Source organism: Kitasatospora sp. NPDC001225, from assembly GCF_053597855.1.
Genome location: NZ_JBSFJC010000048.1, coordinates 36,730 through 59,936 on the forward strand (window position 1 = coordinate 36,730; position 23,207 = coordinate 59,936).

The following is a 23,207-nucleotide window of genomic DNA, read 5'->3' on the forward strand; positions in this document are numbered from 1 at the left end:
CGTACCGGGCCCGTTTCGGGCGGGTACGGGGATGATCAGATGAGGCCGGAGATCAGCAGGCAGGCGCGAAGGCGGGCGGGCCGCGCCGGGGCGCCGGGCTCAGCACCACGTCCTCGCGGCGCGGCCGCGGACGGTCCGACACCGGCAGCGGCACCCGCAGCACCGGACGGACCGGGGCCGGGAGCAGCAGGACGACCAGGGCGCGCAGCGGGCCGGCCAGCGACTCGCTCAGCGCGCGCAGCGCCCGGGCCAGGCCGGACAGGGCGGCGTCGCCCATCCGCAGCCAGGCGGAGGCCGCCAGCGCGATCACCAGGTGCACCAGCAGGAGCAGCAGCTGGGTCGCGGCGGGCGCCAACTGGGCGGTGTGCCCCAGCGGGCCGCTCAGCAGCGAGCCGTCCACCGAACCGCCGCCACAGACCAGCAGGTTCACCCCGCGTGCGGGCACCTGACCGGCCAGCACCGGCGAACAGCCGGCCTGGCCCAGGTTGAACGTGGTGTTGAGCAGCAGCTCGACCGGCACCATCACGCCGGAGATGTGCAGCAACCGCCGCTCCCCGCCGGCCAGCACGGTCGCGACCAGGAAGACGACGGCACCGGCCGTGGCCACCAGCGACAGCGGCAGCGGACGGCCCGTGATGACCACCTGGCCCAACGCGGCCATCGGCACGGCGAGCGCGGTGAACACCGCGGCCCGTAGGGCCCTGGTCGCATGGGAGGAGGTCGTCACGCTCCGGAGTATGCCATGGCCTCCGCGTCCGGCACGAGGGCCCGTAGGTCCCTGGTCCGGCTGACGCGCGCTCAGTAGCCTGCGAGGTCGCCCGTCGGGTCGACAGCAGCCGCGGCCGCATTAGCCTGGAAGGCGTTCCCGCTGACCCGACGAGGGGGCGAGCGCGCATGGCGAAACCCGAGACCACGGTGGGACAGGTGCTGCTGGCCCGCATCGAGGCGCAGGCCGTGGTGCTGGCCGGCCTGGACGAGGCCGTCCGGGCCGACGAACCGGACGCCGTGCACCGGATGCGGGTCGCCTGCCGGCGGCTGCGCAGCGCCCTGCGGACCTTCCGGCGGCTGTTCGCCCCCGGCGCCACCGACGAGCTGGTCGCCGAGCTGCGCTGGCTCGCCGCCGCGCTCGGCGGGGCGCGGGACCGCGAGGTGCTGGCCGAACGGCTCGGCGCCGAGGCCCGCGAGCTGCCCGCCGAATGCGGGCCGCAGCGGGTCGCCGCCGCGCTGGAGCGGTGGGGCGAGGCCGAGTACCGGCAGATCTGGCCGGAGGTCGTCGCCGCCCTCGACAGCCCCCGCCGCCGGGCCCTCGGCGAGGCCCTCGCCACCCTCCTCGCCGACCCGCCGCTGCTCCCGCGCGCCGCCCGCGGCGCCGTCCCGGAGCTCTCCCGGATCGCCGCCCGCGAACAGGACCGCACCGCCGAACGCGTCCGCGCCGCCCTCGCCGCCGCCCCCGGGGAACGGGACCTCGCCCTCCACGCGGCCCGCAAGGCGGCCAAGCGCGCCCGGTACGCAGGCGAGACCGCCGCCCCGGCCGTCGGCGCCCGGGCCGAGCGCTACGCCCAGCGGATGAAGGCCGTCCAGGAGGTGCTGGGTGAGCACCAGGACGCGGTGGTCGCCGCGAGCACCCTCGCCGCCCACGCGGCGAGCGGCGGCGAGCCCTTCGGCTACGGCGTCCTCTACGGCCGCCAGCTGGCCGCGGAGGAGGCCGCCCGGCACCGGCTGCCGGAGGTCTGGCGGCCGGCGGGCAGGCGGAAGCTGGCCCGCTTCGGGTAGCGGCGGCCTGGCCGCTGGGCGACCGGGCCTTGTACGTCGCGGGCGTCACGCTGCCGGTGGCCGGCGGGATCACGGCCACCCGCCGGTTCGACCGACCGGCCCGTTCCGCCGCGCCCTACCGGGGGTCGAGCCCCGCCGAGCGGGCGGCTTCGCGCAGCAGCTCCCGGAGCATCGCGGTGGTCAGCCGGCCGGTGTTCGTGTTGCGCGGGCTCACGTGGTAGCAGCCGTACATCCGCAGGTCCGGGCCGCCGTCGCGGGCCGGGAAGGCGGCCACGGCGGCGTGGCCGAAGGCGGGGCGGGGGCGGGGGAGCCGCCAGCCGGCGTCCGCGATCACCGGCAGCATCGCCTGCCAGGCGAAGCCGCCGAGGGCGACGACGGTGCGTACGGTGGGGCGCATCAGCTCCAGCTCCCGGGTGATCCAGGGGCGGCAGGTGTCGCGTTCCGCGGTGCTGGGCTTGTTGTCCGGTGGGGCGCAGCGGACCGGGTCGGTGATCCGGACGCCGGACAGTTCCAGGCCGTCGCCGTAGCGGACGGACTCGGGGCGGTTGGCGAGCCCGAGCTGGTACAGGGCGGCGTAGAGCAGGTCGCCGGAGGGGTCGCCGGTGAAGATCCGGCCGGTGCGGTTGGCGCCGTGGGCGGCGGGGGCGAGGCCGACCAGGACGAGCGGGGCGTCCGGCGGGCCGAAGCCGGGGATGGGACGGGCCCAGTAGTCCTGGTCCTGGTAGGCGCGGCGCTTGGTGCGGGCGGTCTCCTCGCGCCACGCGACCAGGCGCGGGCAGGCCCGGCAGCCGGTGACGACGCGGTCCAGCGCGGCGAGTCCGGCGGCCCGGGCGGCCGCCTCGGCGGGGTGCCGGGGGTGCTCGGGGTCGTCGGCGGCCTGGTCGGAGGCCGGATCGGACGCCAGGTGGGAGGGCTCGTCGGCGGGGGAGGAGGGCGCGGCCTCGGTCGGCATGGTCGAGATCCTAGGGGCAATCGGACGTTCGTACCGGCGTCGTCCGGGCAGGCGTAGCGTGGAATCAGTTGCTCCGGCGGTCCCCGGCCGGTCCGGGTCGGCGGCGGCCGGAGACGCCGGTGTGCGCGCAGTGCGCCGGTCGCGAGGAGGCCGCGATGATCGTCGATGCGGTGCTGGGTGCGCTCGGGGGGCTGGCCGGGCTCGGGGTGATCTGTGCGGGCCTGAGCATCAGGGTCGTCCAGCAGTTCCAGAAGGGCGTGGTGTTCCGTTTCGGGAAGGTGCGCGACGAGGTGCGCGAGCCGGGGCTGGTGGCGCTGATGCCGGTCGCGGACCGGCTGCGCAGGGTGAACGTGCAGATCGTGACGATGCCGATCCCGGCGCAGGAGGGCATCACCCGGGACAACGTGACCGTGCGGGTGGACGCGGTGGTCTACTACCGGGTGGTGGACCCGGTGAAGGCCACCGTCAACGTGCAGGACTACAACTTCGCGATCTCCCAGGTCGCGCAGACCTCGCTGCGCTCGATCATCGGCAAGAGCGAGCTGGACGACCTGCTGGCCAACCGGGAACCGATCAACCAGGGGCTGGAGTTGATGATCGACAGCCCGGCGCTGGGCTGGGGCATCGAGATCGACCGGGTGGAGATCAAGGACGTCGCGCTGCCGGAGTCGATGAAGCGCTCGATCGCCCGGCAGGCGGAGGCCGAGCGGGAGCGGCGGGCCCGGATCATCACGGCGGACGGCGAGTACCAGGCCTCCCAGCGGCTGTCGGACGCCGCGGCCGTGATGAGCGCGACCCCGGCCGCGCTGCAACTGCGGCTGTTGCAGACCGTGGTGGAGGTGGCGGCGGAGAAGAACTCGACGCTGGTGCTGCCCTTCCCGGTGGAGCTGCTGCGCTTCCTGGACAGCGCCACGGAGGTCCAGCAGCGGAACCTGCTGACGGCGGCGGCGGTCGCGGCCGGGGCGAAGGCCGTGGAGGAGGCGGTGGAGAGCGGCGAGATCCCGGAGGAGGGGCTGGAGCCGGAGCCACCCAGGCATGAACTCCCGCCCCTGGAAGAGGTGTTGGAGCAGTCGCCGCTGGATCGACCGGAGTCGCCGGACGGCCGGGCCGGGCGCGGCGGCCCCGCCGGGTCGGACGGAGCGGAGTGAGCGGGTCGGCCCCGGTGGCGTCGGCCATCCGCCCGGACCACGATGGACGAGGGGAGCGGGAAGCCAGGTCAGGAGGCGGACCATGACCAGAGCCAGCGACATCATGCACCCGGGCGCGGAGTGCATCCGTGAGCACGAGACGCTCGCGGCCGCCGCCCGGATCATGCGGGAGCGCCATGTGGGCGCCCTGCCGATCTGCGGGCCGGGCGACAAGCTGCTGGGGATCGTGACCGACCGCGACATCGTGCTGCGCTGCGTCGCCGAGGACCGCGACCCGGCGTCGGTGACGGCGGGCGAGCTGGCGCAGGGGCGGCCGATGACGGTGGAGGCGGACGAGGACTGCGAGCAGGTGCTGCGGGTGATGGAGCAGTACCAGGTGCGCCGGCTGCCGGTGATCAACCACCCGGAGCACAAGCTGGTCGGCATGATCAGCGAGGCGGACATCGCGCGCGGCCTGCCGCAGGCGCGGGTCGCCGAGTTCGTCTCGGCGGTCTGCGCGGAGGAGGCGCCCGCGGGGGCGGCCCAGGGCTGACGCCTGCCGCGCGTACGCGGGCTGCGGCCCCCGCCGACGGACGGGCGGGGGCCGCCGTCGTGCCGGTCCGGTCCTCCCAGGGCGTAGACGGCGATGGCGGGGGCCCCGGTGCCGTCGATGCTCTCCGTGCCCTCGGCGACCTCGGCGACCTCGGCGTTCTCGGGGGTGTTGGCGCGGTGTCAGGAGGCGGGGGCGGCCAGGGTGTCGAGGTGGCGGCGCAGCACCGCGCGCAGCTCGTCCGGGCCGACCAGGTCGGGGTGCTGGACGGCCTGGAGGGTGAGGCCGTCCAGCAGGGCGGAGAGCCGGCGGGTCTCGAGGTCGAGGTCGAGGCCGGGGGCCAGGCCGCCAGTGCGTCGGGACTCGGCGAGGACGCGTCGGACCAGGTCGTCGAGTCCGGTCTGCATCTCGACGGCGCGGGGCCGCAGGTCGGGCCGGGTGCGGGCGGCGGTGACGAAGGAGAGCCAGAGCGCGGACTCCTCCCGGCGCCCGGCGTCCAGCGGGAGGGTCTCGGCGAGCAGTCGGACGGTCCGTTCGCGCCGGTCGGTGCCGTCGGCGGCCGGGTCGAGCAGGGCGGCGGCGTGGGCGCGGATGCGGGCCTCGATCCGCCGGGCCAGCTCGCGCATCGCGAAGATCATCAGCTCGGAGCTGCCGGCGAAGTAGTGCCGCACCGAGCCGACGGCCAGTCCGGCCTCCTCGGCGACGTTGCGCAGGGAGGCGTGCTCCAGTCCCTCCCGGGCCGCGACGCGCAGGACGGCGTCGGCGACGGCCTGGCGGCGTTCGGCGGGGTCGACGATCTTCGGCATGTTGCCGTTATAGCACGAGCGAGCTAAATTGCTGATTTAGCACGGTCGAGCTACAAAAATTCGGGGAGGCAGGAATGAACGGCTGGGTGCATGCGGGGCTGATCGCCGTCGTGGTCGTGGTGGTGGTGATCCGGCGGCTGCGCGGCGAACCGCTCAACGCCCGGGACCTCTTCGCGCCGCCGGTGGTGCTCACCGCCCTCGGCGTGTGGGCGCTCGCCCAGAAGCACGGGCTCGGCGCGGCCGACTACGGCTGGATCGCGGCGGGCGCCGGGCTCGGCGTCGCGCTGGGGGCGGTGCGCGGCGCCACCATCCGGGTCTACGAGCGGGAGGGCGTGCTGTGGCAGCGCTACACCGGGCGGACCTTCCTGGTCGCGGCGGTGTCGCTGGCCCTGATGGCCGGCTTCGCCGCGCTCGCCGCGCACTTCGGCCTGGCCGCGGATGCCCGTCCGATCCAGCTGTCGATCGGGGTGGGCTTCCTGGGGGAGGCGCTGGTGGTGGGCTTCCGGGCGCTCTCCTCGGGTACGCCGTTCGCGCCGGAGAAGCGGGGCGCGAGCCCGCTGGACCGGTTCGGCCGGTAACTTTGGTTGTCGGTAGCGGATTCGTTAACTATGGTTGTCACCATGACGACCGTGGAGATCACTCCGGAGGAGCGGGCCGCGCTGGCCAAGGCCCTCCTCGACGCGCTCGACCCCCTCGCCGCCGCCGTGCGCGCCCGCGCGACGGGCCTGCCCGCGGAACGGATGTGGAACGCCGAGCCGGTCGAGGTCGCGCTCTCCGTCCTGTCCGCCTGGAAGCTGGTGGACGCCGAGGTCAAGCTGCTCACCGCGGGCGCGGCCGCCACCGCGGGTTCCTACGGCGCCAGTTACGAGCAGCTCGGCGCCGCCTGGGGCATCACCCGGCAGGGCGCCCGGAAGAAGTGGCCGGAGGCCGTCAGCCGTCCGGCGGCGCGGCCCGGGCTGCTCGAACTGTTCGGCGGAACAGCCGAGTTGGCGGAGGACGAGACCTCCGGCGGCTGGCGCTGGACGGCCACCGGCGCGGACGGCGCCACCGGTGGGGCGGCGGCCGGCCACCGGACCAGGGAGGAGGCCGCGGCCCACGCCGGGGCCTTCCTCGCGGCGCACCGTCAGGACTGATCCCGCAGCTCCCGGGCGATCAGCTCCGCGAGGTGCAGGGCCCGCCGCCCGTCCGCGAGTTGGGCGATCTGGGTGCGGCAGCTGAAGCCGTCCGCCAGGACCACCGCCTGCGGCCCGGCGGCCCGGAGCCCGGGCAGCAGCACCCGCTCCGCGATGGCCTCGGACACCTCGAAGTGGCCCCGTTCGAAGCCGAAGTTGCCCGCCAGGCCGCAGCAACCGGCGTCCAGCACCCGGTTGTTCAGGCCGAGCCGGGCCTCCAGCCGGCGGTCGGCGGCGCTGCCGAGCACCGCGTGCTGGTGGCAGTGGGTCTGGGTGACGGCGTCCAGTGGGATCCGGGGGAGCGGGGCGTCCGGGGCGAACTCGTCGAGGAACTCGGCGAAGGTGCGGGTGCGGTCGGCGAGCGGGCGGCCCTCCGCGCCGAGCAGCCGGGGCAGCTCCTCGCGCAGGGTCGCGGTGCAGCTGGGGTCCAGGCCGATCACGGGGGTGTCGGCCTGGACCCCAGCTCCGTCCAGTGCCCGCAGGCTGCGCCGCAGCACCCGTCGTGCGGTGCCGAGTTGGCCGGTGGAGTACCAGGTGAGGCCGCAGCAGACCGGGCCCGGGGGCAGCCGGACGTCGAAGCCCAGGTGCTCCAGCACCTCGACGGCCGAGCGCGGCACGTTCGGCTGGAGGCGGTCGGAGAAGGTGTCCGGCCACAGCAGCACCGGCCGGGCGCCCGCCGGGGCCGGGTGGGTGGCGCGGTGCCGCCGGTACCACGCGGTGAAGGTCTCCGGCGGGAGGACCGGCAGCACCCGGCGCCGGTCGATCCCGCCGAGCCGCTTGAGCAGCCCCCCGGCCCGGGAACGGGCGAGGGTGTTGGCGGCCCCGGGCGCGAGCGAGGCGGCCCGCAGCCAGAGCGGCAGCCAGCCCATCGAGTAGTGCGCGAGCGGGCGCGGCCGGTGCCGGTAGTGCTGGTACAGGAACTCGGACTTGTAGGTCGCCATGTCGACGTGGACGGGGCAGTCGCTCGCGCAGCCCTTGCAGCTCAGGCAGAGGTCCAGCGCCTCCCGCACCTCCTCCGAGCGCCAGCCGTCCGGGATCGCGTCCCCCCGCAGCATCTCGGCGAGCAGCCGGGCCCGCCCCCGGGTGGAGTGCCGTTCCTCGCCGGTGGCCAGGTAGCTCGGGCACATCACCCCGCTGCCCGGGGCCACGCACTTGGCGACGCCCACGCAGCGGTGCACCGCCTTCACCAGGCTGCCGCCGTCCTGCTCGTACGGCAGGGCCAGCGGCAGCGTGCGGCGCGGGGCCGTGACGAAGCGCAGGTCGGCGTCGAGCGGGCGCGGGTCGACCAGCGCGCCCGGGTTGAGCAGGTTCTCCGGGTCCCAGATCCGCTTGAACTCCCCGAACAGGCCGATGATTTCGGGCGGGTACATGCGCGGCAGCAGCTCCGAGCGGGCCTGGCCGTCGCCGTGCTCGCCGGAGAGCGAACCGCCGTACGAGACCGCCAGATCGGCCGCCTGCTCCAGGAACTCCCGGAAGACCAGCACCCCTTGGGGCTCGTCCAGCGGGAAGTCGATCCGCAGGTGCACGCAGCCGTCGCCGAAGTGCCCGTACGGGACGCCGTGCAGGCTGTGCCGGCGCAGCAGGGCGCGCAGGGCCCGCAGGTAGTCGCCGAGCCGCTCGGGCGGAACGGCGGAGTCCTCCCAGCCGGGCCAGGCCTCGCCGCCGCCGGGCAGCCGGGTGACGATCCCCGCGCCGGCCTCCCGGACGGCCCACAGCTGGCGCTGCTCGACCGGGTCGGTGACCAGGGCGACAGCGGCCGTGCGCTCGCGCTTCACCGCGTCGGCGAGCCGGCGGGCGGCCTGGTAGGCGGCCCGCGGGGTGTCGCCGCCGGTCTCCAGGAACAGCCAGCACTCGCCGGCGGGCAGCCGGTCCAGCGCGGGCGGGCGGGGCCCGGCGGCGAGCAGCGCGGCGATCAGGTCGGCCGCCATGCCCTCGGCGGTCAGCGGGCCGTACGGCAGCAGCGCCGGGACGGCGTCGGCGGCGGCGCCCTCGTCGGGGTAGCCGGCCACCACCAGGGCCCGGGCCGGCGGGTCCTCGACCAGGCGGACGGTGGCGCCGAGCAGCAGCGCGCAGGTGCCCTCGGTGCCGGTGAGCGCCCGGGCCAGGTCGTGGCCCTGCTCGGGCAGCAGCGCGTCCAGCGGGTAGCCGGAGGTGCGGCGGGGCAGCCGCGGCATGCCCTGCCGGATGGCGGCGAGGTTGCGGTCGGTGAACTCCTGCAGCCCGGTGTGGAGTTGGCCGACCCGCCCGGGCAGCGCGGCGAGCGCGGCGCGCTCCGCGGGGGTGAGCCGCCCGCCGACGGTCAGCTCGGTGCCGTCCGTGAGCAGCAGCTCCAGCCGCTCGACGTTGTCGGCGGTGCGCCCCCAGGCGAGCGAGTGGGAGCCGCAGGAGTCGTTGCCGATCATGCCGCCGAGGGTGCACCGGCTGTGCGTGGACGGGTCGGGCCCGAAGCGCAGCCCGTACGGCCCGGCGGCGCGCTGGAGGTCGTCCAGCACGGTGCCGGGCTGGACGCGCGCGGTGCGGGCCCCCGGATCGACCTCCAGCACCGCGCCGAGGTGGCGGCGGAAGTCCAGCACCACCGCGCCCGGGCCGATCGCCTGCCCGCCGATGCTCGTCCCGGCCCCGCGCGCCACCACCGGCACCCGGTGGGCGCGGCAGAGCGCCAGCGCGGTGCGCACGTCGTCGAGGTCGGCCGGCTTGACCACGCCGAGCGGCAACTGCCGGTAGTTGGAGGCGTCCTGGCTGTAGACGGTGCGCTCGGCGGCGCCGAAGCGGACCTCGCCGCGCAGCACGGCGGCCAGCTCACGGGCCAACTCGGCCCCGGGGACGGCGGACGGACGGCTCACCAGGACCTCCCAGGAGTACGGCTCCGCCGATGATCGCAGCCGTACCGCCGCACCGGTACCGGGCGCGGCGCCCGGCTCACCCGGGTGGGGGTGCCCCGGCTACTTCCGCCCGGTGAGCGTGCCGCGCGCGATGTGGGAGAGCTTGGCCACCTCGAAGGCCGGGTACGCGCCGCCCGCCAGCAGCGAGAACTTGATCCCCTCGCGGCCGCCCGGCCGGCGGTGGCCGGGCGGCTGGAAGCGGCGGTGGTGCTCGGCGGCGCGGTGGAAGAACTGCGGCCGCTCGGCGCGGGTGACGCAGCCGGCCAGGTCGAAGACGAACAGGTAGTGCCGGATCATCCGGACGAACAGCGCCTCGCGCACCGCGTACAGGTGCGGCTGGTCCTCCAGCAGGGCGAAGCTGCGCTCGTACTGCTCGAACAGGTCGAAGACGCTGCTGCCCGGGCCGCCCGCCGGGTGGACGGTCTCCCGGCGGCGGAGCTGGACGCACTCGCGGGCCAGCACGGCGGCCGTCCGGGCGCCGAGCAGCGCCGCGTGCGCCACCGGGACCTCCTCGTAGCGGCCGGGCGGGAAGGCCAGGCCCAGCTCGGCCCAGTGGCCGCGGCGGACCAGCCGGTCCCAGGCCAGCGGCGGCGCGCCGAACAGCGCGGGCCGGTCGATGGGCGCGAACGGCTCGGGGCCGGCCTCGGCGAGCAGCGCCTCGGCGCCGCCCGGCCAGTCCCGGTCCTGGTGCCGGCGGGAGTGGCCGAACAGCAGCACGTCCACCGGGCCGGTCTGCCGGAGCCGGTCGGCGAGCGTGCGCAGCGCGTCCCGGGGCAGCAGGTGGTCGGCGTCCAGGAACAGCAGGTACTCGCCGGTGGCCCGCGCCGCGCCCGCGTTCCGGCTCGCCCCGACCCCGACCGCGGCGTTCAGGTGCAGCACCGACACCTGCGGGTGCCGGGCGGCGTACGCGTCGGCGAGCCCGCCCGCGGTCTCGGGGGAGCGGTCGGCGACCACGATCACCTCGACGTCGGCCAGGGACTGGGCGAGCAGCGAGTCCAGGCAGTCGGCGAGCTGTTCGTGCCGGTCGTAGGCGGGGAGCACGACGCTGATCAGGGGTGAGGGCATGACGCCGGAGCGTAAGAGGGCTCGCGAACCGTGGCAAAGCCCTGACGGTCCGTAATTCCGATCAATCAGTGGCAAACCGTACGAGTGCGCGCCAGATCTTCACGCCGCCTTCCGGACGTGTCCACGCCCGGCCCAGGTCCCGGCCCGGCTTCCGACCTGGGGTGATGCGCGCTGGGGCCCGCGACGCGCGGTGCGTCGCGGGCCCTCGGCGGCCGATCGGGGGTCGGCCTAGTACCAGTGGTGGGACTGCCAGAACGACCAGGCGGCGCAGGGGCTGCCGTAGCGGGTGTTCATGTAGTTCAGGCCCCACTTGATCTGGGTGGCCGGGTTGGTGCGCCAGTCGGCGCCCGCGGAGGCCATCTTGGAGCCGGGCAGGGCCTGGACCAGGCCGTAGGCGCCGGAGGAGGCGTTCACCGCGAGGGGGTTCCAGCTGCTCTCGCGGAACACGATGTTGCTGAAGCACTGGAGCTGGCCGGCCGGGACGATCTGCGCGGCGATCTGCTGCGGGGTGCCGGAGTAGGCGGCCGGGGCGCTGTTCAGGTCCTGGCGCTCCTGGGAGCGGGAGGCGGCGGCCTCGGCGTCGGCCTTGGCCTTGGCGTCCGCCTGGGCCTGCGCCTCGGCCTGGGCCTGGGCGGCGGCGTCCGCCTCGGCCTTGGCCTGGGCCTCCTGGGCGGCCTGCTCGGCGGCGGCAGCGGTGTCGGCCTGGCCCTGCTCGGCGACCAGCGTGCCGTCCACCGACACGGCGGCCACGGGGGCGGCCTCGGTGCCGTTCCCGGCCTGCGGGATGGCGAGGGCCGCGGTGGCGGCGCTCGCGACCACGAGGGTGGCGACGCCGGTGATCAGGGAGTTGCGGCGGGCATGGCTGAGCTGCATGGGGCGGACGATCCTTCTCCGTCGGGGGCCGTGCCGGTGGCACCGGGGGCGGGGCATCGCGTGGGCTCCGGGTGAGCGGGGCCCGTGCGGCCGCCCTGGACGGCCGTGGCGCCCCGGCGGAAACGGCGGGGCGGGCGGGCTGCGCGGCGGCGGGGGGTGGTCGGCTGCGCTGTCTGGCGACGGGCCATTCTTGGCAGGGCCGGGGACGGGTGGCAAAGGCGGTCGCTACTACGCAGGGTCGTGGCTGAGGGGTGGCCGGAGCGGGGCCCGGCGGCTTATTTGGGCATATTTGTCCGAATCCTCCATCTGGAGGTGGCAGCCCGGGGGTGGTGAAGGATCGCACCACCAGCAGGTGTGGTGGCCTGTGTTCTTCAGGCGGATCGCGGTCGCGGGCGGCCCGGTCGGGGCGGCTCGACGGCGCCGGGGGCGGTGCTGCGGGGAGCGTGTCCACTATCGGGGATCGTGGATGGCGATCCCGCTGTGGGCGGGCTCACACACCGGCGGGCGCGGCGTCGACGCGGAGTGAGCGGCCGGTGACGGCTCCAGGGGTCGCGCACGGGATTCCCCGGAGCGGGCCGCGTGGTTCGGTGTGCGATCGTCCCGGGCCCTCCGCACCCGGAACCCCTCATTGCCGTGTTCCTGCCAGATCCGACCGGCAAGGGCGGACCCCTCCTATCGCGCCGCCCGTCGGGCCACTCTCGGTCTTCCCCCACCTGCAAGGAGGATCTGATGAAGCGTCAACTCGGCAGGTTCGTCTGCCTGCTGGCCGGCCTGGTGCTCGGCGCCGGAGCGCTCGTGCTGCCCGCCGCCGCCTCACCCGAGCCGTCGCCGAGCGTGGTCGGCGGCACGCGGGCGGCGCAGGGCGAGTTCCCGTTCGTGGTACGGCTCTCGATGGGCTGCGGCGGCGCGCTCTACACCTCGCAGATCGTGCTCACCGCCGCCCACTGCGTCGACGGCACCGGCGCCGACAGCAGCATCACCGCCACCGCGGGGGCGGTCGACCTGAACAGCGGCAGCGCGGTCAAGGTCCGCTCCTCGTACGTGTACCAGTCGCCCGCCTTCACCGGCGCCGAGAACGGCGACGACTGGGCGCTGATCAAGCTGGCCTCGCCGGTGACCGGCGGCCAGGTCAGCACCCTGCCGATCGCCACCTCCACCGCCTACGACAGCGGCACCTTCACCATCATGGGGTGGGGCGCCGCGCGCGAGGGCGGCGGCCAGCAGCGGTACCTGCTCAAGGCGACCGTGCCGTTCGTCGACGACGCCACCTGCGCCCGCGCCTACCCGGGGCTGAACGCGGCCGGCTCGCTCTGCGCGGGCTACGTCTCCCAGGGCGGCGTCGACACCTGCCAGGGTGACTCCGGCGGCCCGATGGTCCGGCAGGACGCGGCGGGCCGTTGGGTCCAGGTCGGCATCGTCAGCTGGGGCAACGGCTGCGCCCGCGCGGGCTACCCGGGCGTCTACACCCAGGTGAGCACCTACGCGGCCGACATCGCCGCGGCGGCGGCCGGCCTCTGACCCGACCCGGCGGGTCCCCGGGCTGACCCGGAAGGTCACTGATCCGACCCGGTAGGGCCGGTCGAAGCGGTACGGCAGGGCCGGTCACCACACCCGCAGGTGGTGGCCGGTCCTGCCGTTCCGTGACGGACCGGGGACGGCAGTGCCCGGGGAGCCTCACCCGCGCAGCCACTCCTCGGCCCGCCGTCGCTCCCGGGCGATGCGGCCGGTGGCGTGCGGGGGCAGCCGGGTGAGCAGGGCGACGGCGGCGTCGGTGCGGCCGGCGAGGGCGTGGGCGCCGGCGAGGCGGGCGGTGACCAGGGCGTGGTCGCGCGGGCGGGCGGCCGGGTCGAGGAGCCGCAGGGCGGCCTCCAGCCAGGCCGCCGCGGTGCGGGCGTGGCCGGCGCGGCCGGTGCGGACGGCGAGGTCCCGGTGGCAGGTGCCGTGCGCGACGGCCAGGACCAGGTCGGCGCGGTCCGCCCAGGGCGTCGGTTCGCCGGTGCGCAGCGCGGTGTCGGTCAGTCGCCGGGCCTCCGCCAGCGTCCGGCGCACCAGCGGGGCCCGGCCGGCCAGCGCGTGGGCGTGGGCCTGGGCGACGGCGGTCCAGGCCCGCAGCCCCGGCAGGGGAGGCGCGGTGCTCCGGGCGGCCTCGGCCAGGGCGAGCGCGGTGGCCGGGTCGCCGTGCCACCAGTACAGGGTGCTCTGCCGGGCGAGCAGCGCGGCCGCGGTGATCCGGTCGCCGGTCGCGCGCGCCCACTCCAGCCCGGTGGCGTACCAGCTGAGCGCGCGGGCGTGGCGGTCGCCCTCGAAGTGGGCCCAGCCGGCGAGTTCGGCGTACTGGGCGGCGAGCGAGCGGTCGGCGGCGGGGTGGTCGCGGGGGTCGGGGTACTGGTGCGGGTCGGGGTGCGGCCGGCCGAGCAGGGTGTGGGCGTGGTGCTCCAGGACGGTGGCCAGCTCCTCGCCGCCGATCCGGCCCGCGGCGGCGCGGTAGACGGCGAGCAGCTGGGCGAGCACTTCGACGGTGGCGGCGTCCGGCGGGCCGGTGGCGGTGGTGTCGAGCGGTGGCCGGGTGGCGGCGGCGCGTTCGCCGAGGTGTTCGCGCTCCTGCTGGACGGCCTGCCAGAGGTCCGCCAACTCGCCGTCGGCGTGCAGGAGTTCGTCGGCCCGGGCGGGCATTCCGGGTGGTGGCCAGCGGTGGGCGTTCTCCACCCGGCTGATCAGCGAGTCGTGGTAGCCGAGCAGCCGGCCGAACTCGGCCTGGCTGAGGCCCCGGGCCTCGCGCCAGTGGCGCAGTCGGCGGCCGAAGCGCAGGCGCGCGGACCCGGGCCCCGTACGGGGCGGCGGCTGAGGCGGCTGAGGTGGTGGCGGCGGGGGTGGCGTGGGGGTGGGTAGGGACGGCACGGGGTCTCCCGGAGGGGGCGGGGGGAGCGCTCGTGGGGGAGCGCCCGGCCCTGGTATCCCCGTTGACGTGCCTTGGTCAAACTGGGCGGGCGGTGCGGTGCCGGGCGGCGTGGCATCGGGCGGTGCGCTGCGCCGAGCAGAACGGCGCCGGGCCCGGGAGCCTCCGCATCGGCTCCCGGGCCCGGCGTTCCCGCGCGGGGCGGACGGGTCAGGAGCCCGCCGCCGCCACCGCGGCCCGCCGCCGTCGGCCCACCACGGCCGAGGCCGCCAGCACGATGGCTGCGGCGACCAGCGACAGGTACATCTGCTTGCGTCCGTCGGCGTCGGTGAACATGTACGCCATGACGAACCCGATCATGCCCATGGCCGTCCAGGTCAGGTACGGGTACAGCCACATCCGGACGGTGTGCCGCTCGGGCATCTCGCGCTCGATGATCCTGCGCATCCGCAGCTGGGTCGCGCAGATCACCAGCCAGACGAAGAGCGCGACGGCGCCGGAGGAGTTGAGCAGGAAGGCGAACACGGTGTCCGGCGAGGTGTAGTTGAAGAACACCGCGACGAAGCCGAAGACCACCGAGGAGAGGATCGCCACCCGCGGCACGCCGCGCGAGGTCACCGTGGCGAAGGCCTTGGGCGCGTCCCCGCGCTGGCCCAGCGAGAACGCCATCCGGGAGGCCGTGTACATCCCGGAGTTGAGGCAGGACAGCACCGCCGTCAGCACGATCACGTCCATCACCTGGCCGGCGCCCGGGATGCCGATGTGGTCCAGCACCGCCACGTACGGGCTCGCCTTGACGTCGGCGGAGTCCCAGGGCAGCAGGGTGACCACCAGCAGGATCGAGCCCAGGTAGAAGATCCCGATCCGCCAGATCACGCTGTTGGTGGCCTTGGAGACCGCCTTCTCCGGGTTCTCCGACTCGCCGGCGGCCAGGGTCACGATCTCGCTGCCCATGAAGGCGAAGACCACCGTGAGCATGCCGGTGAACACCGCCCCCACCCCGTGCGGCAGGAACCCGCCGTGGCCGGTGAGGTTGCTGGCGCCGACCGCGTGGGTGCCCGGCAGCAGGCCGAAGGCGGCGAGGGTGCCGATCACCAGGAACGCGGCGATCGCGACCACCTTGATCCCGGCGAACCAGAACTCGAACTCGCCGTAGGAGGCCACCGAGAAGAGGTTGGTGGCGGTCAGCACCGCCATGACTATCAGGGCCCAGCCCCACTGGGGGACGCCCGGCACCCAGTTGTTGAGGATCTTCGCGCCGGCCGTCGCCTCGACCGCGAGCACCACCACCCAGAAGAACCAGTACAGCCAGCCGATGCTGAACCCGGCCCAGCGGCCGAGCGCCCGGTCCGCGTACGCCGAGAACGAGCCGCTCTGCGGGTCGGCCGCGGCCATCTCGCCGAGCATCCGCATCACCAGGACGACCAGCACGCCGGCCATGGCGTAGGAGAGCAGGATGCCCGGGCCGGTGGTCGCGATGCCCGCGCCGGAGCCGACGAACAGGCCGGCGCCGATCACGCCGCCGATGGCGATCATCGACAGGTGGCGGTTCTTGAGTCCGGCCTTCAGGTGGCCGTCGCCGCCGTGGCCGATCGGCCCGGTCTGGTGGGGGAGCTTGGTGGCCGTGGCCGGGGGCTTGGTGGTGTCCGCACTCATCTGGGTGCCCTGTGCCTTTCCCGCGCGGCGTGTCCCTCGGCTCGTCGCGCCGAGGGTGGGGGACTGACCCGCGCATTGCGTCGCAACCTAACTTCTACGCCCGAGTATCGGAACAATCCTTTGGTAACTGTTCGCTCAACGGACGGAAAAGGCCTGGTCGGGGTGGGTGGAAAGGTGGCATGGAAACCTCAAATCTGACGCATCGTCAGCATTCGGAAAGGTCGCCAAGCTCTGTTGGGGCTCAAATCGCCCGCGGGTGGCCGGTCAGATCGGCCGCACGTCGAGGACGGTGATCGACGCCTCGTCCGCCGGCCGCCCGGTGAGCCGGGCGGCGAGGATCCGGGGGATGTCGTCCTCCTGCGAGTATCCGGGCAGCACCGTGACTTCCGCGCGCCGTGCGCCGGGCTCGCCCCGCACCGCGTACGTCACCAGGTAGCCGTACCGCTCCGGCGGCGGCGCCTGGTCGCGTTCCCGCTGGTCCCGCCGGCCCCGCTGGTGTCCTCGGCTCCGGATGCCCATCCGCGTCGACCTCCTCGGCCCATTGTCGACGCGCTGTGGACGATCGGGGCAAACCAGAGCACAGTGGGACTCTCGGGACATGCCGTAGGAGCATCCCGAGCGTTCTCGGTGCCGGCCGGCTCCCGGCGCCGGTCAGGAGCGACCCCATGCAGACCACCTGGAAGGGGACGATCAGCTTCGGGCTGGTCAGCATCCCCGTCCACCTGTACTCCGCGACCCAGGAGCACGACGTCCCGCTGCACCAGGTGCACGCCAAGGACGGCGGCCGGGTGCGGATGAAGCGGTACTGCGAGCGGGAGGAGAAGGAGGTCCCGTACGCGGAGATCGCCAAGGGGTACGAGTCCCCCGACGGGCGGACCGTCACGCTCTCCGACGAGGACCTCGCCGACCTGCCGCTGCCCAGCAAGAAGATCATCGACGTGCTGGCCTTCGTGGACGAGGGCGAGATCGACCCGCTGATGTTCTCCAAGGCCTACTACGTGGGCGTCGCCGACAAGGCCGCCGCCAAGCCGTACGCGCTGCTGCGCGACGCGCTCACCGACTCCGGGCAGATCGCCGTCACCAAGATCGCGCTGCGCACCCGGGAGTCGCCCGCGGTGCTGCGGGTGCACGACAACACCCTGGTGCTGCAGACCTGCATCTGGCCCGACGAGGTCCGCCCGGCCGCCGGCATCGCGCCCGAGGGCGACGTCGCCGTCCGGCCGCAGGAGCTCAAGATGGCGCGGTCGCTGATGGACACCCTCTCCGAGGACTTCGACCTGTCCCAGCTGCACGACGACTACCAGCAGGCGCTGCAGCAGGTGATCACCGCGCGGCTGGAGGGCGTCGAGGTCCCGCACGAGGAGGAGCCGGGCGAGGCTCCGGACAACGTGATCGACCTGATGGAGGCGCTGCGCAGCAGCCTCAAGCAGGCCAGGGGCGGGCGGGGCGGCGGGGCCGGGGAGGCCGCCCCGGAGGAGGCGGAGCCCGCGCCGCGCAAGCGCGCCCCGGTGAAGCGGAGCGCCTCGAAGGCAGCAGCCTCCGGGAAGGCCCCCTCCGAGACGGCCGCCTCCGAGAAGTCCGCCGGGAAGACCTCCGCGAGGAGCCCGGCGGCGAAGAAGACCACCACCCGGAAGCCCTCGGCTCCCCGCAAGGCCTCCTGACCCCACCGGGGCCAGGCACCCCTCCCGTCCAGCCGTCCAGCACTGGAGGCGATCCCGATGGACCTGCTGACCTACAAGGAACTCGACGCCGAACTCGACGCCCGGGCCGAGGCCGACCCCGCGACCCGCAGGGCCCGGGGCTTCGGGCACCGCGTCTGGCACTGGCTGCTCAGCCTCAGCCCCACCGTGGTGACGTTCATGATCGCGCTCTCGATCGGCCTCTGCATGGTCGCGGTCCAGGTGAGCCTGCTGCCCGTGCTGGTGCCGATGGCGGTCTTCTGGGGCCTGACGCTCATCGCGATGGGCGGCGTGGTCGCCCGCTGGATGACCCCGGGGCCGGGTCGGCACCGGATGGCGTCCTGACCCGGTCGGGACGGGCGCGGGGCCGGAGGGGCGCGGGCCCGGGAGGGCTCAGCCGATCCACACCGTGGTGACGTTGCAGAACTCCCGGATCCCGTGCCCGGACAGCTCCCGCCCGAACCCGGAGCGCTTGACGCCGCCGAACGGCAGCGCCGGGTGGGAGGCCGTCATCCCGTTGAAGAACACCCCGCCGGCCTGGATGTCCCGGACGAAGCGCTCCCGCTCGGCCTCGTCGGTGGTCCAGACGTTGGCGCTCAGCCCGAACGGGGTGTCGTTGGCGACCGCCACCGCCTCGTCCAGGTCGGCCACCCGGTAGACGGTGGCGACCGGGCCGAAGGTCTCCTCCAGGTGGATCCGCATCGCCGGGGTGATGCCCGTCAGCACCGTCGGCTCGTAGAACCAGCCGGTGTCCCAGCCCTCCGGGCGCCCGCCGCCGCACTCCACCCGGGCGCCGTGCACCCGGGCGTCCTCGACCAGTTCCTCCAGGTCGTCCCGGCCCTGGCGGCTGGCCAGCGGGCCGACGTCGGTGGACTCGTCCATCGGGTCGCCGACCTTCAGCGCGCCCATCGCCGCGGTGAAGGCGGCGGTGAAGCGGTCGTACACGTCGGTGTGCACGATGAAGCGCTTGGCGGCGATGCAGGACTGGCCGTTGTTCTGCACCCGGGCCCGGACGGCGGTGCGCACCGCCGCGTCCAGGTCGGCGCTCGGCAGCACGACGAACGGGTCGCTGCCGCCCAGCTCCAGGACGGCCTTCTTCACCTCGTCCGCCGCGGTGGCCGCGACCGCCCGCCCGGCCGGCTCGCTGCCGGTGAGGGTGACGGCGACGACCCGGCGGTCCCGGATCACGCCCTCCACCGCGCCCGAGCCGATCAACAGGGTCTGGAAGCAGCCCTCCGGGAACCCGGCCCGCTGGAACAGCTCCTCGATCGCCAGCGCGGTGCGCGGCACGTTCGACGCGTGCTTGAGCAGGCCGACGTTGCCCGCCATCAGGGCCGGCGCGGCGAACCGGAGGACCTGCCAGAGCGGAAAGTTCCAGGGCATGACGGCAAGAACCGGACCAAGCGGACGGTAGCGGACATAGGCCCGGGAGGCACCGGAGTCGGCGACGTCGGCCGGGGCCGGGTGCTCGTCGGCGAGCAGCTCCTCGGCGTGGTCCGCGTACCAGCGCATCGCCTTCCCGCACTTGGCGACCTCGGCGCGGGAGGCGGCGAGAGGCTTGCCCATCTCCTCGGTCATGGTGCGGGCGACCGCCTCCAGCTCCCGGTCCAGCAGGTCGGCGGCGCGGCGCATCAGTTCGGCGCGGGCGGCGAACGGGGTGCCGCGGTAGCTGTGGAAGGCGGCCTCGGCGCGGGCCAGCCGCCGCTCGATGCCGGCCGCGTCGAGCGGCTCGAAGGTCTGGACGGTCTCGCCGGTCGCGGGGTTGACGCTGGCGATGGGCATGCGGGGCTCCCAGGTGGGGTCACGGTCCGGTGCGTCTGCCCTCACACCCTCCCCGACCGCCCGCCTCCGGGCACGCCACCGCGCGCCCGGCGTGTCCCGGCGGGCGCGCGGCCAGCCCCGTCACTCCGGCAGCGACTCCACCCGGGCCGCCGCCTCCCGGGCGCGGGCCCCGGCCCTGGTCCGCGCGGCGGTGACCTGCCGGCTCGGGAAGCGGTGCAGGTACTCGGCCTCCAGCTCCCCGGTGCGCAGCGTGTGCCGCTTCAGCGCCTCCTCCGAGCCGTACAGGAACGTCTCGTGCCGCGTGCGGTGCAGCTGCTCCAGCTCGTGCAGCAGCGTGTCGTTGCCCAGGGCGTGCGCGGAGATGCCCGCGGGCCGGATGTGCGGGTCTTCGGCGTGCCGCATCTCGGTGCCTCCTCGGCGGAAGTCCCCTCCTCCAGGGTGCCCGCCGTCCGCCGCCGCTGCACCCGGTCCGTCGGCGCGGATCATAGGATGAATCCTTCCGTACACGTTCAGGACCACCCCGCTAGCGCTCGGACACCCACATGCCGCTTCCCAAGGCCGAACTCCACCTGCACATCGAAGGCACCCTGGAGCCCGAACTCGCCTTCGAGCTCGCCGCCCGCAACGGTGTCGAGCTGCCGTACGCCGACACCGAGGCGCTGCGCGAGGCGTACTCCTTCAGCGACCTCCAGTCCTTCCTGGACCTCTACTACGCGCTGATGGCCGTGCTGCGCACCGAGGACGACTTCGCCGACCTCGCCGACGCCTACCTGGCCCGGGCCGCCGAGCAGGGCGTCCGCCACGCGGAGATCTTCTTCGACCCGCAGGCGCACACCGCGCGCGGGGTGCCGCTGGGCGTGGTGGTCGACGGGCTGACCCGGGCGCTGGAGCGCGCCGAGGAGCGGTACGGCATCAGCACGCAGCTGATCATGTGCTTCCTGCGGGACGAGTCCGCCGAGTCCGCGCTGGAGACCTTCGAGGCCGCCCGCCCGTACTTCGGCCGGATCGCCGGCATCGGCCTGGACTCCGCCGAGGTCGGCCACCCGCCGGTCAAGTTCCGCGAGGTGTACCGCCGGGCCGCCGAGGCCGGGCTGCGCCGGGTCGCCCACGCGGGCGAGGAGGGCCCGGCCGCGTACATCACCGAGGCGCTGGACGTCCTCGGCGTGGAGCGGATCGACCACGGGCTGCGCTGCCTGGAGGACGGCGAGCTGGTCGCCCGCCTGGTGCGCGAGCAGGTCCCGCTGACCCTCTGCCCGCTCTCCAACGTCCGGCTGCGCTGCATCGACACCCTCGCCGACCACCCGCTGCGCGAGATGCTGGACGCCGGCCTGCTGGTCACCGTCAACTCCGACGACCCGGCGTACTTCGGCGGCTACGTGGAGGACAACTTCCGCGCCGTGCGCGAGGCCCTCGCCCTCGACCAGGAGACCCTGCGCCGGCTGGCCGCCAACTCCTTCCGCGCCTCCTTCATCAGCGAGGAGCGCCGCGCCGAACTCCTCGCCGAGGTCGCCGCGTACGCCTTCTGACCTGCCGGTCCGCCGCCCCCGCGCGGGCGGGGGCGGCGGACGGGGTCAGAGCAGGGTGCTCCAGTAGTACCAGAACCGGTTGAGGACCAGCAGCGCGATCACCGCGTACCACAGCGCCGGGACGACCCAGTGGTAGCGGGCCGCCTCCCGGACGGCCACCCGCAGCCGCGGGCCCACCGGGATCACGCCCGAGCGCAGGTTGTGCAGCGTGGTGTACCAGAACAGCGGGATCACCGCGGCCCACACCACCATGCAGTACGGGCAGAGCGCGCCGATCCGGTACAGCGCCTGGTACATCAGCCAGGTCACGAAGCCGATGCCGAACACCGTCCCGGCCTGCAGGCCGAGCCAGAACCAGCGCCGGAACGCCGCCCCGGACAGCAGCCCGGCACCGACCGCGATCACCACCCCGAAGGCGACCAGCCCGATCAGCGAGTTGGGGAAGCCGAAGGCCTCCGCCTGGTCGCTGCGCATGATCGAACCGCAGCTGATGATCGGGTTGATGTTGCAGCTGGGGACGTAGGACGGGTCCTCCAGCAGCCGGATCTTGTCCAGGGTGAGGACCGTCGAGGCGAACAGGCCGACGGCGCCGCCGATCAGCAGCAGCCAGGCGAACGGGCGGCTCGCGCCGTACCCGGGCCGCCCGGCGGGGGCGCCGGCCGTCACCCGGTCACCTGCTTGACCATCGCGGTGAACTGCTCGGGGGAGACGGCCTTGCCGTTGTTCAGGACGTCCAGCTTCTTGCCGTCCAGCTTGACGGTCGGGGTGCCGGTGACGTCGCTCTTGTTGAACTCCTCGTTGACCTTGGCCGCCCACGGCGCGTACGTGCCGTCCTGGACGGCCTTGACGAAGGCGTCGGTCTTCAGCCCGGGCACCTGGCCGGCCAGGTCCAGGATGTGGTTGACGTCGCCGAAGGCGTCGCTGCGCTCGTCCGGCTGGTTGGCGTACAGCACGTCGTGGAACGCCTTGAACTTGTCCACGCCCTCGTTCAGCGCGGCGCCGGCCGCGGCCAGCGCGGTGCGCGAACCCTTGCCGCCCAGGTTGTTGTCCAGGAACGTCGCCAGGTGGTAGTCGACCTTGTACGTGCCGTCGTCGGCGAGCTGCTGGATCGCCTTGCCGGTGGTGGTCTCCAGCTGCTCGCAGAACGGGCAGCGGAAGTCCTCGTAGACGTCCAGGGTGTGCGGGGCGTCGGCCTTGCCGTAGGTGATCACGGTGCCGTTGGTACCGCTCGCGTTGGCCGGCACGACCAGCGGGCCGTTCGCGGCGTTCGAACCGGAGCCGGAGGAGCCGCCGACGGCGAAGGCCACACCCGCCACCAGGGCGAGCACGGCGGCGGAGGCGCCGCCGACCACCACCCGGCGGCGGATCCGGTCGGAGCGCTCGGCCTGGGCGCGGGCGACGCGCATGCGGTCGGTGGCGGAGGCCTTCTTGTCGGTCTTGCGGGTGTTGCTCATGGGGTGTCGTCCTGTGCTCTCGGGCGTACGGGGCGGCGCGGCCGGTCGGGGCCAGCGCGGGAGGAGAGAACAGCCGACTGAGCGGGCGGGGAAGCCCGTGGCTCAGACGGCCAGGGCGAACACCGGCGGACCGCGCCGGACGGCCGGACGGACGACGACGTCCTCGGCGGGGACCAGCACGCGGCTGGCCCGGGGGAACGGCACCCGGGCCGGCGGACGGGCCGGCAGCGGCGCGACCAGCAGCCGCAGCCAGCGGGCGGCGGCCGGCAGGTGGCGGTGCAGGAACTCGCCCAGCATCCGGACGGCCCCGGCCAGGCAGCAGAGCGCGGCGTCCGCGCGGCTCAGCCAGAAGGCGCCGGCCAGCGCGATCACCGTGTGCAGCAGGAGGAGCAGCAGCAGGCCGGTCTGGGCGGAGACGCCGTGGCCGAGCAGGAAACCGCCGAGCGAGCCGCCGCCGCAGAGCAGCGGCTGGAGGCCGTGTCCGGTGCCTGGCGGCAGCGAGGGACAGGTGCTCTGGGCGAGGTCGAAGAGGGCGCCGGCGGCCAGCTCCAGCGGCAGGAACACCGCCGCGACCGCCGGGAAGCCGCGTTCGCGGCCGGCCAGGGCGAAGGCCGCGGCGAAGACGGCGGCCGAGGCGAGCAGCATCGGGCCGACGGGGAGGGTGCGGCCGGTGACCAGGACCTGGCCGAGCCCGGCGAGCAGCACGACCAGCGCGGCGAAGACCGCTGCGCGGAGCGTTCTGGTGACCGGGCTGGTGTTCATGGCATCCGAGTGTGCCACAGGTTGAATGTGGAACGGTCTGCTGGGAGGGGGGCTGTGAAGAGGGTCACCACCTGGGCTGAGCTGGGCTTATGCGGGGCTTACGGGGGTTGGGGTGGGGGGGTGGGCTTTCGGGAGGGTGGGGGCCGGGGGTGGCTCCGGGGGTGGTCGCTCCGGGGGCTGGATGATTTTCAGACTGCCAACCCTGGAGGTGGGGCGTTCAGATCGTTGGCAGTCTGAAAATAACCCGTCACG

The 23,207-nt window shown here is 74.6% G+C and carries 23 protein-coding genes; 9 read left to right on the top strand and 14 right to left on the bottom strand.

The window, feature by feature from the left end:
- Positions 1–52: 52 nt before the first annotated feature.
- Complete coding sequence (locus ACWDCZ_RS18740; protein ID WP_074005178.1) at positions 53–727, bottom strand: hypothetical protein; 675 nt, start codon at positions 725–727, stop codon at positions 53–55.
- Positions 728–894: 167 nt separating this feature from the next.
- On the opposite strand from ACWDCZ_RS18740, the gene ACWDCZ_RS18745 reads away from it, so the two are divergent.
- Positions 895–1,773 carry a CHAD domain-containing protein gene (locus ACWDCZ_RS18745; RefSeq protein WP_449816438.1) on the top strand — a complete coding sequence of 293 codons (879 nt, stop codon included), beginning with the start codon at positions 895–897 and terminating at the stop codon, positions 1,771–1,773.
- Between the two features lie 115 nt (positions 1,774–1,888).
- Here the strand turns inward: ACWDCZ_RS18745 and ACWDCZ_RS18750 are convergent, their stop codons facing one another.
- Complete coding sequence (locus ACWDCZ_RS18750) at positions 1,889–2,725, bottom strand: uracil-DNA glycosylase (RefSeq protein WP_449816439.1); 837 nt, start codon at positions 2,723–2,725, stop codon at positions 1,889–1,891.
- 155 nt (positions 2,726–2,880) lie between these two features.
- On the opposite strand from ACWDCZ_RS18750, the gene ACWDCZ_RS18755 reads away from it, so the two are divergent.
- Complete coding sequence (locus ACWDCZ_RS18755) at positions 2,881–3,873, top strand: slipin family protein (RefSeq protein WP_380741256.1); 993 nt, start codon at positions 2,881–2,883, stop codon at positions 3,871–3,873.
- An 82-nt stretch (positions 3,874–3,955) separates the two neighbouring features.
- Entirely contained in the window at positions 3,956–4,405 is a 450-nt protein-coding gene (locus ACWDCZ_RS18760) for a CBS domain-containing protein (protein ID WP_049657806.1), read from the top strand.
- A 179-nt stretch (positions 4,406–4,584) separates the two neighbouring features.
- Here the strand turns inward: ACWDCZ_RS18760 and ACWDCZ_RS18765 are convergent, their stop codons facing one another.
- Positions 4,585–5,208 carry a TetR/AcrR family transcriptional regulator gene (locus tag ACWDCZ_RS18765; protein ID WP_449816440.1) on the bottom strand — a complete coding sequence of 208 codons (624 nt, stop codon included), beginning with the start codon at positions 5,206–5,208 and terminating at the stop codon, positions 4,585–4,587.
- Positions 5,209–5,282: 74 nt separating this feature from the next.
- Here ACWDCZ_RS18765 and ACWDCZ_RS18770 point away from each other — a divergent pair, with 74 nt between their 5' ends.
- Complete coding sequence (locus ACWDCZ_RS18770) at positions 5,283–5,786, top strand: DUF1453 domain-containing protein (protein ID WP_074005182.1); 504 nt, start codon at positions 5,283–5,285, stop codon at positions 5,784–5,786.
- Between the two features lie 42 nt (positions 5,787–5,828).
- Positions 5,829–6,341, top strand: a complete 513-nt coding sequence (locus tag ACWDCZ_RS18775; protein ID WP_380741253.1) for a hypothetical protein — start codon at positions 5,829–5,831, stop codon at positions 6,339–6,341.
- Here the strand turns inward: ACWDCZ_RS18775 and ACWDCZ_RS18780 are convergent.
- The 3 genes from ACWDCZ_RS18780 to ACWDCZ_RS18790 all read right to left on the bottom strand — a co-directional run bounded on the left by ACWDCZ_RS18780 (position 6,332) and on the right by ACWDCZ_RS18790 (position 11,200).
- Positions 6,332–9,223, bottom strand: a complete 2,892-nt coding sequence (locus tag ACWDCZ_RS18780) for an FAD-binding and (Fe-S)-binding domain-containing protein (protein ID WP_449816441.1) — start codon at positions 9,221–9,223, stop codon at positions 6,332–6,334. The two genes, ACWDCZ_RS18775 and ACWDCZ_RS18780, sit on opposite strands and share 10 nt — an antisense overlap.
- 99 nt (positions 9,224–9,322) lie before the next feature.
- A complete protein-coding gene (locus ACWDCZ_RS18785; RefSeq protein ID WP_449816442.1) occupies positions 9,323–10,327 on the bottom strand; it encodes a glycosyltransferase family 2 protein in 1,005 nt (334 codons plus the stop codon).
- Positions 10,328–10,555: 228 nt separating this feature from the next.
- Positions 10,556–11,200: an aggregation-promoting factor C-terminal-like domain-containing protein gene (locus ACWDCZ_RS18790; protein WP_449816443.1), complete on the bottom strand. Its 645-nt coding sequence runs from the start codon at positions 11,198–11,200 to the stop codon at positions 10,556–10,558.
- Between the two features lie 729 nt (positions 11,201–11,929).
- On the opposite strand from ACWDCZ_RS18790, the gene ACWDCZ_RS18795 reads away from it, so the two are divergent.
- Positions 11,930–12,718, top strand: coding sequence for a S1 family peptidase (locus ACWDCZ_RS18795; RefSeq protein ID WP_380741250.1), 789 nt, complete (start codon positions 11,930–11,932; stop codon positions 12,716–12,718).
- A 156-nt stretch (positions 12,719–12,874) separates the two neighbouring features.
- On the opposite strand, the gene ACWDCZ_RS18800 is transcribed toward ACWDCZ_RS18795, so the two are convergent.
- The 3 genes from ACWDCZ_RS18800 to ACWDCZ_RS18810 all read right to left on the bottom strand — a co-directional run bounded on the left by ACWDCZ_RS18800 (position 12,875) and on the right by ACWDCZ_RS18810 (position 16,271).
- Positions 12,875–14,098, bottom strand: a complete 1,224-nt coding sequence (locus ACWDCZ_RS18800) for a helix-turn-helix domain-containing protein (protein WP_449816444.1) — start codon at positions 14,096–14,098, stop codon at positions 12,875–12,877.
- Between the two features lie 208 nt (positions 14,099–14,306).
- Positions 14,307–15,752 (bottom strand): amino acid permease, encoded by a 1,446-nt coding sequence (locus tag ACWDCZ_RS18805; protein ID WP_049658990.1) that lies wholly within the window; start codon positions 15,750–15,752, stop codon positions 14,307–14,309.
- A gap of 264 nt (positions 15,753–16,016) precedes the next feature.
- Positions 16,017–16,271: a hypothetical protein gene (locus ACWDCZ_RS18810; RefSeq protein WP_049658988.1), complete on the bottom strand. Its 255-nt coding sequence runs from the start codon at positions 16,269–16,271 to the stop codon at positions 16,017–16,019.
- Between the two features lie 146 nt (positions 16,272–16,417).
- On the opposite strand from ACWDCZ_RS18810, the gene ku reads away from it, so the two are divergent.
- Together ku and ACWDCZ_RS18820 are read left to right on the top strand one after the other, a co-directional pair.
- The gene (gene ku, locus ACWDCZ_RS18815; protein ID WP_074005189.1) at positions 16,418–17,413 is read left to right on the top strand and encodes a non-homologous end joining protein Ku; all 996 of its coding nucleotides are present in this window, start codon (positions 16,418–16,420) and stop codon (positions 17,411–17,413) included.
- Positions 17,414–17,470: 57 nt separating this feature from the next.
- Positions 17,471–17,776, top strand: a complete 306-nt coding sequence (locus ACWDCZ_RS18820) for a hypothetical protein (protein ID WP_049658984.1) — start codon at positions 17,471–17,473, stop codon at positions 17,774–17,776.
- Between the two features lie 48 nt (positions 17,777–17,824).
- Here the strand turns inward: ACWDCZ_RS18820 and ACWDCZ_RS18825 are convergent, their stop codons facing one another.
- Both ACWDCZ_RS18825 and ACWDCZ_RS18830 read right to left on the bottom strand, forming a co-directional pair.
- Entirely contained in the window at positions 17,825–19,213 is a 1,389-nt protein-coding gene (locus ACWDCZ_RS18825) for an NADP-dependent succinic semialdehyde dehydrogenase (protein ID WP_074005190.1), read from the bottom strand.
- A gap of 120 nt (positions 19,214–19,333) precedes the next feature.
- On the bottom strand, positions 19,334–19,615 hold the full coding sequence (locus ACWDCZ_RS18830) for a DUF6158 family protein (RefSeq protein ID WP_049659828.1): 282 nt from the start codon (positions 19,613–19,615) through the stop codon (positions 19,334–19,336).
- Between the two features lie 140 nt (positions 19,616–19,755).
- Here ACWDCZ_RS18830 and ACWDCZ_RS18835 point away from each other — a divergent pair, with 140 nt between their 5' ends.
- Positions 19,756–20,739 carry an adenosine deaminase gene (locus ACWDCZ_RS18835; protein ID WP_049659827.1) on the top strand — a complete coding sequence of 328 codons (984 nt, stop codon included), beginning with the start codon at positions 19,756–19,758 and terminating at the stop codon, positions 20,737–20,739.
- 45 nt (positions 20,740–20,784) lie between these two features.
- On the opposite strand, the gene ACWDCZ_RS18840 is transcribed toward ACWDCZ_RS18835, so the two are convergent.
- The 3 genes from ACWDCZ_RS18840 to ACWDCZ_RS18850 form a co-directional block, all read right to left on the bottom strand.
- A complete protein-coding gene (locus ACWDCZ_RS18840) occupies positions 20,785–21,405 on the bottom strand; it encodes a vitamin K epoxide reductase family protein (RefSeq protein WP_074005192.1) in 621 nt (206 codons plus the stop codon).
- Complete coding sequence (locus ACWDCZ_RS18845) at positions 21,402–22,193, bottom strand: DsbA family protein (protein ID WP_074005193.1); 792 nt, start codon at positions 22,191–22,193, stop codon at positions 21,402–21,404. Before ACWDCZ_RS18845 ends, ACWDCZ_RS18840 begins: the two co-directional genes overlap by 4 nt.
- Positions 22,194–22,295: 102 nt before the next feature.
- Positions 22,296–22,955, bottom strand: coding sequence for a hypothetical protein (locus ACWDCZ_RS18850; RefSeq protein WP_387829358.1), 660 nt, complete (start codon positions 22,953–22,955; stop codon positions 22,296–22,298).
- Positions 22,956–23,207: the final 252 nt, after the last annotated feature.

Bases quoted from the DNA above. Each gene is read 5' to 3' on its own strand.
- ACWDCZ_RS18745 (WP_449816438.1), top strand. From the start codon at position 895: ATGGCGAAACCCGAGACCACGGTGGGACAGGTGCTGCTGGCCCGCATC.
- ACWDCZ_RS18750 (WP_449816439.1), bottom strand. From the start codon at position 2,725: ATGCCGACCGAGGCCGCGCCCTCCTCCCCCGCCGACGAGCCCTCCCAC.
- ACWDCZ_RS18755 (WP_380741256.1), top strand. From the start codon at position 2,881: ATGATCGTCGATGCGGTGCTGGGTGCGCTCGGGGGGCTGGCCGGGCTC.
- ACWDCZ_RS18760 (WP_049657806.1), top strand. From the start codon at position 3,956: ATGACCAGAGCCAGCGACATCATGCACCCGGGCGCGGAGTGCATCCGT.
- ACWDCZ_RS18765 (WP_449816440.1), bottom strand. From the start codon at position 5,208: ATGCCGAAGATCGTCGACCCCGCCGAACGCCGCCAGGCCGTCGCCGAC.
- ACWDCZ_RS18770 (WP_074005182.1), top strand. From the start codon at position 5,283: ATGAACGGCTGGGTGCATGCGGGGCTGATCGCCGTCGTGGTCGTGGTG.
- ACWDCZ_RS18775 (WP_380741253.1), top strand. From the start codon at position 5,829: ATGACGACCGTGGAGATCACTCCGGAGGAGCGGGCCGCGCTGGCCAAG.
- ACWDCZ_RS18785 (WP_449816442.1), bottom strand. From the start codon at position 10,327: ATGCCCTCACCCCTGATCAGCGTCGTGCTCCCCGCCTACGACCGGCAC.
- ACWDCZ_RS18790 (WP_449816443.1), bottom strand. From the start codon at position 11,200: ATGCAGCTCAGCCATGCCCGCCGCAACTCCCTGATCACCGGCGTCGCC.
- ACWDCZ_RS18795 (WP_380741250.1), top strand. From the start codon at position 11,930: ATGAAGCGTCAACTCGGCAGGTTCGTCTGCCTGCTGGCCGGCCTGGTG.
- ACWDCZ_RS18805 (WP_049658990.1), bottom strand. From the start codon at position 15,752: ATGAGTGCGGACACCACCAAGCCCCCGGCCACGGCCACCAAGCTCCCC.
- ACWDCZ_RS18810 (WP_049658988.1), bottom strand. From the start codon at position 16,271: ATGGGCATCCGGAGCCGAGGACACCAGCGGGGCCGGCGGGACCAGCGG.
- ku (WP_074005189.1), top strand. From the start codon at position 16,418: ATGCAGACCACCTGGAAGGGGACGATCAGCTTCGGGCTGGTCAGCATC.
- ACWDCZ_RS18820 (WP_049658984.1), top strand. From the start codon at position 17,471: ATGGACCTGCTGACCTACAAGGAACTCGACGCCGAACTCGACGCCCGG.
- ACWDCZ_RS18825 (WP_074005190.1), bottom strand. From the start codon at position 19,213: ATGCCCATCGCCAGCGTCAACCCCGCGACCGGCGAGACCGTCCAGACC.
- ACWDCZ_RS18830 (WP_049659828.1), bottom strand. From the start codon at position 19,615: ATGCGGCACGCCGAAGACCCGCACATCCGGCCCGCGGGCATCTCCGCG.
- ACWDCZ_RS18835 (WP_049659827.1), top strand. From the start codon at position 19,756: ATGCCGCTTCCCAAGGCCGAACTCCACCTGCACATCGAAGGCACCCTG.
- ACWDCZ_RS18845 (WP_074005193.1), bottom strand. From the start codon at position 22,193: ATGAGCAACACCCGCAAGACCGACAAGAAGGCCTCCGCCACCGACCGC.
- ACWDCZ_RS18850 (WP_387829358.1), bottom strand. From the start codon at position 22,955: ATGAACACCAGCCCGGTCACCAGAACGCTCCGCGCAGCGGTCTTCGCC.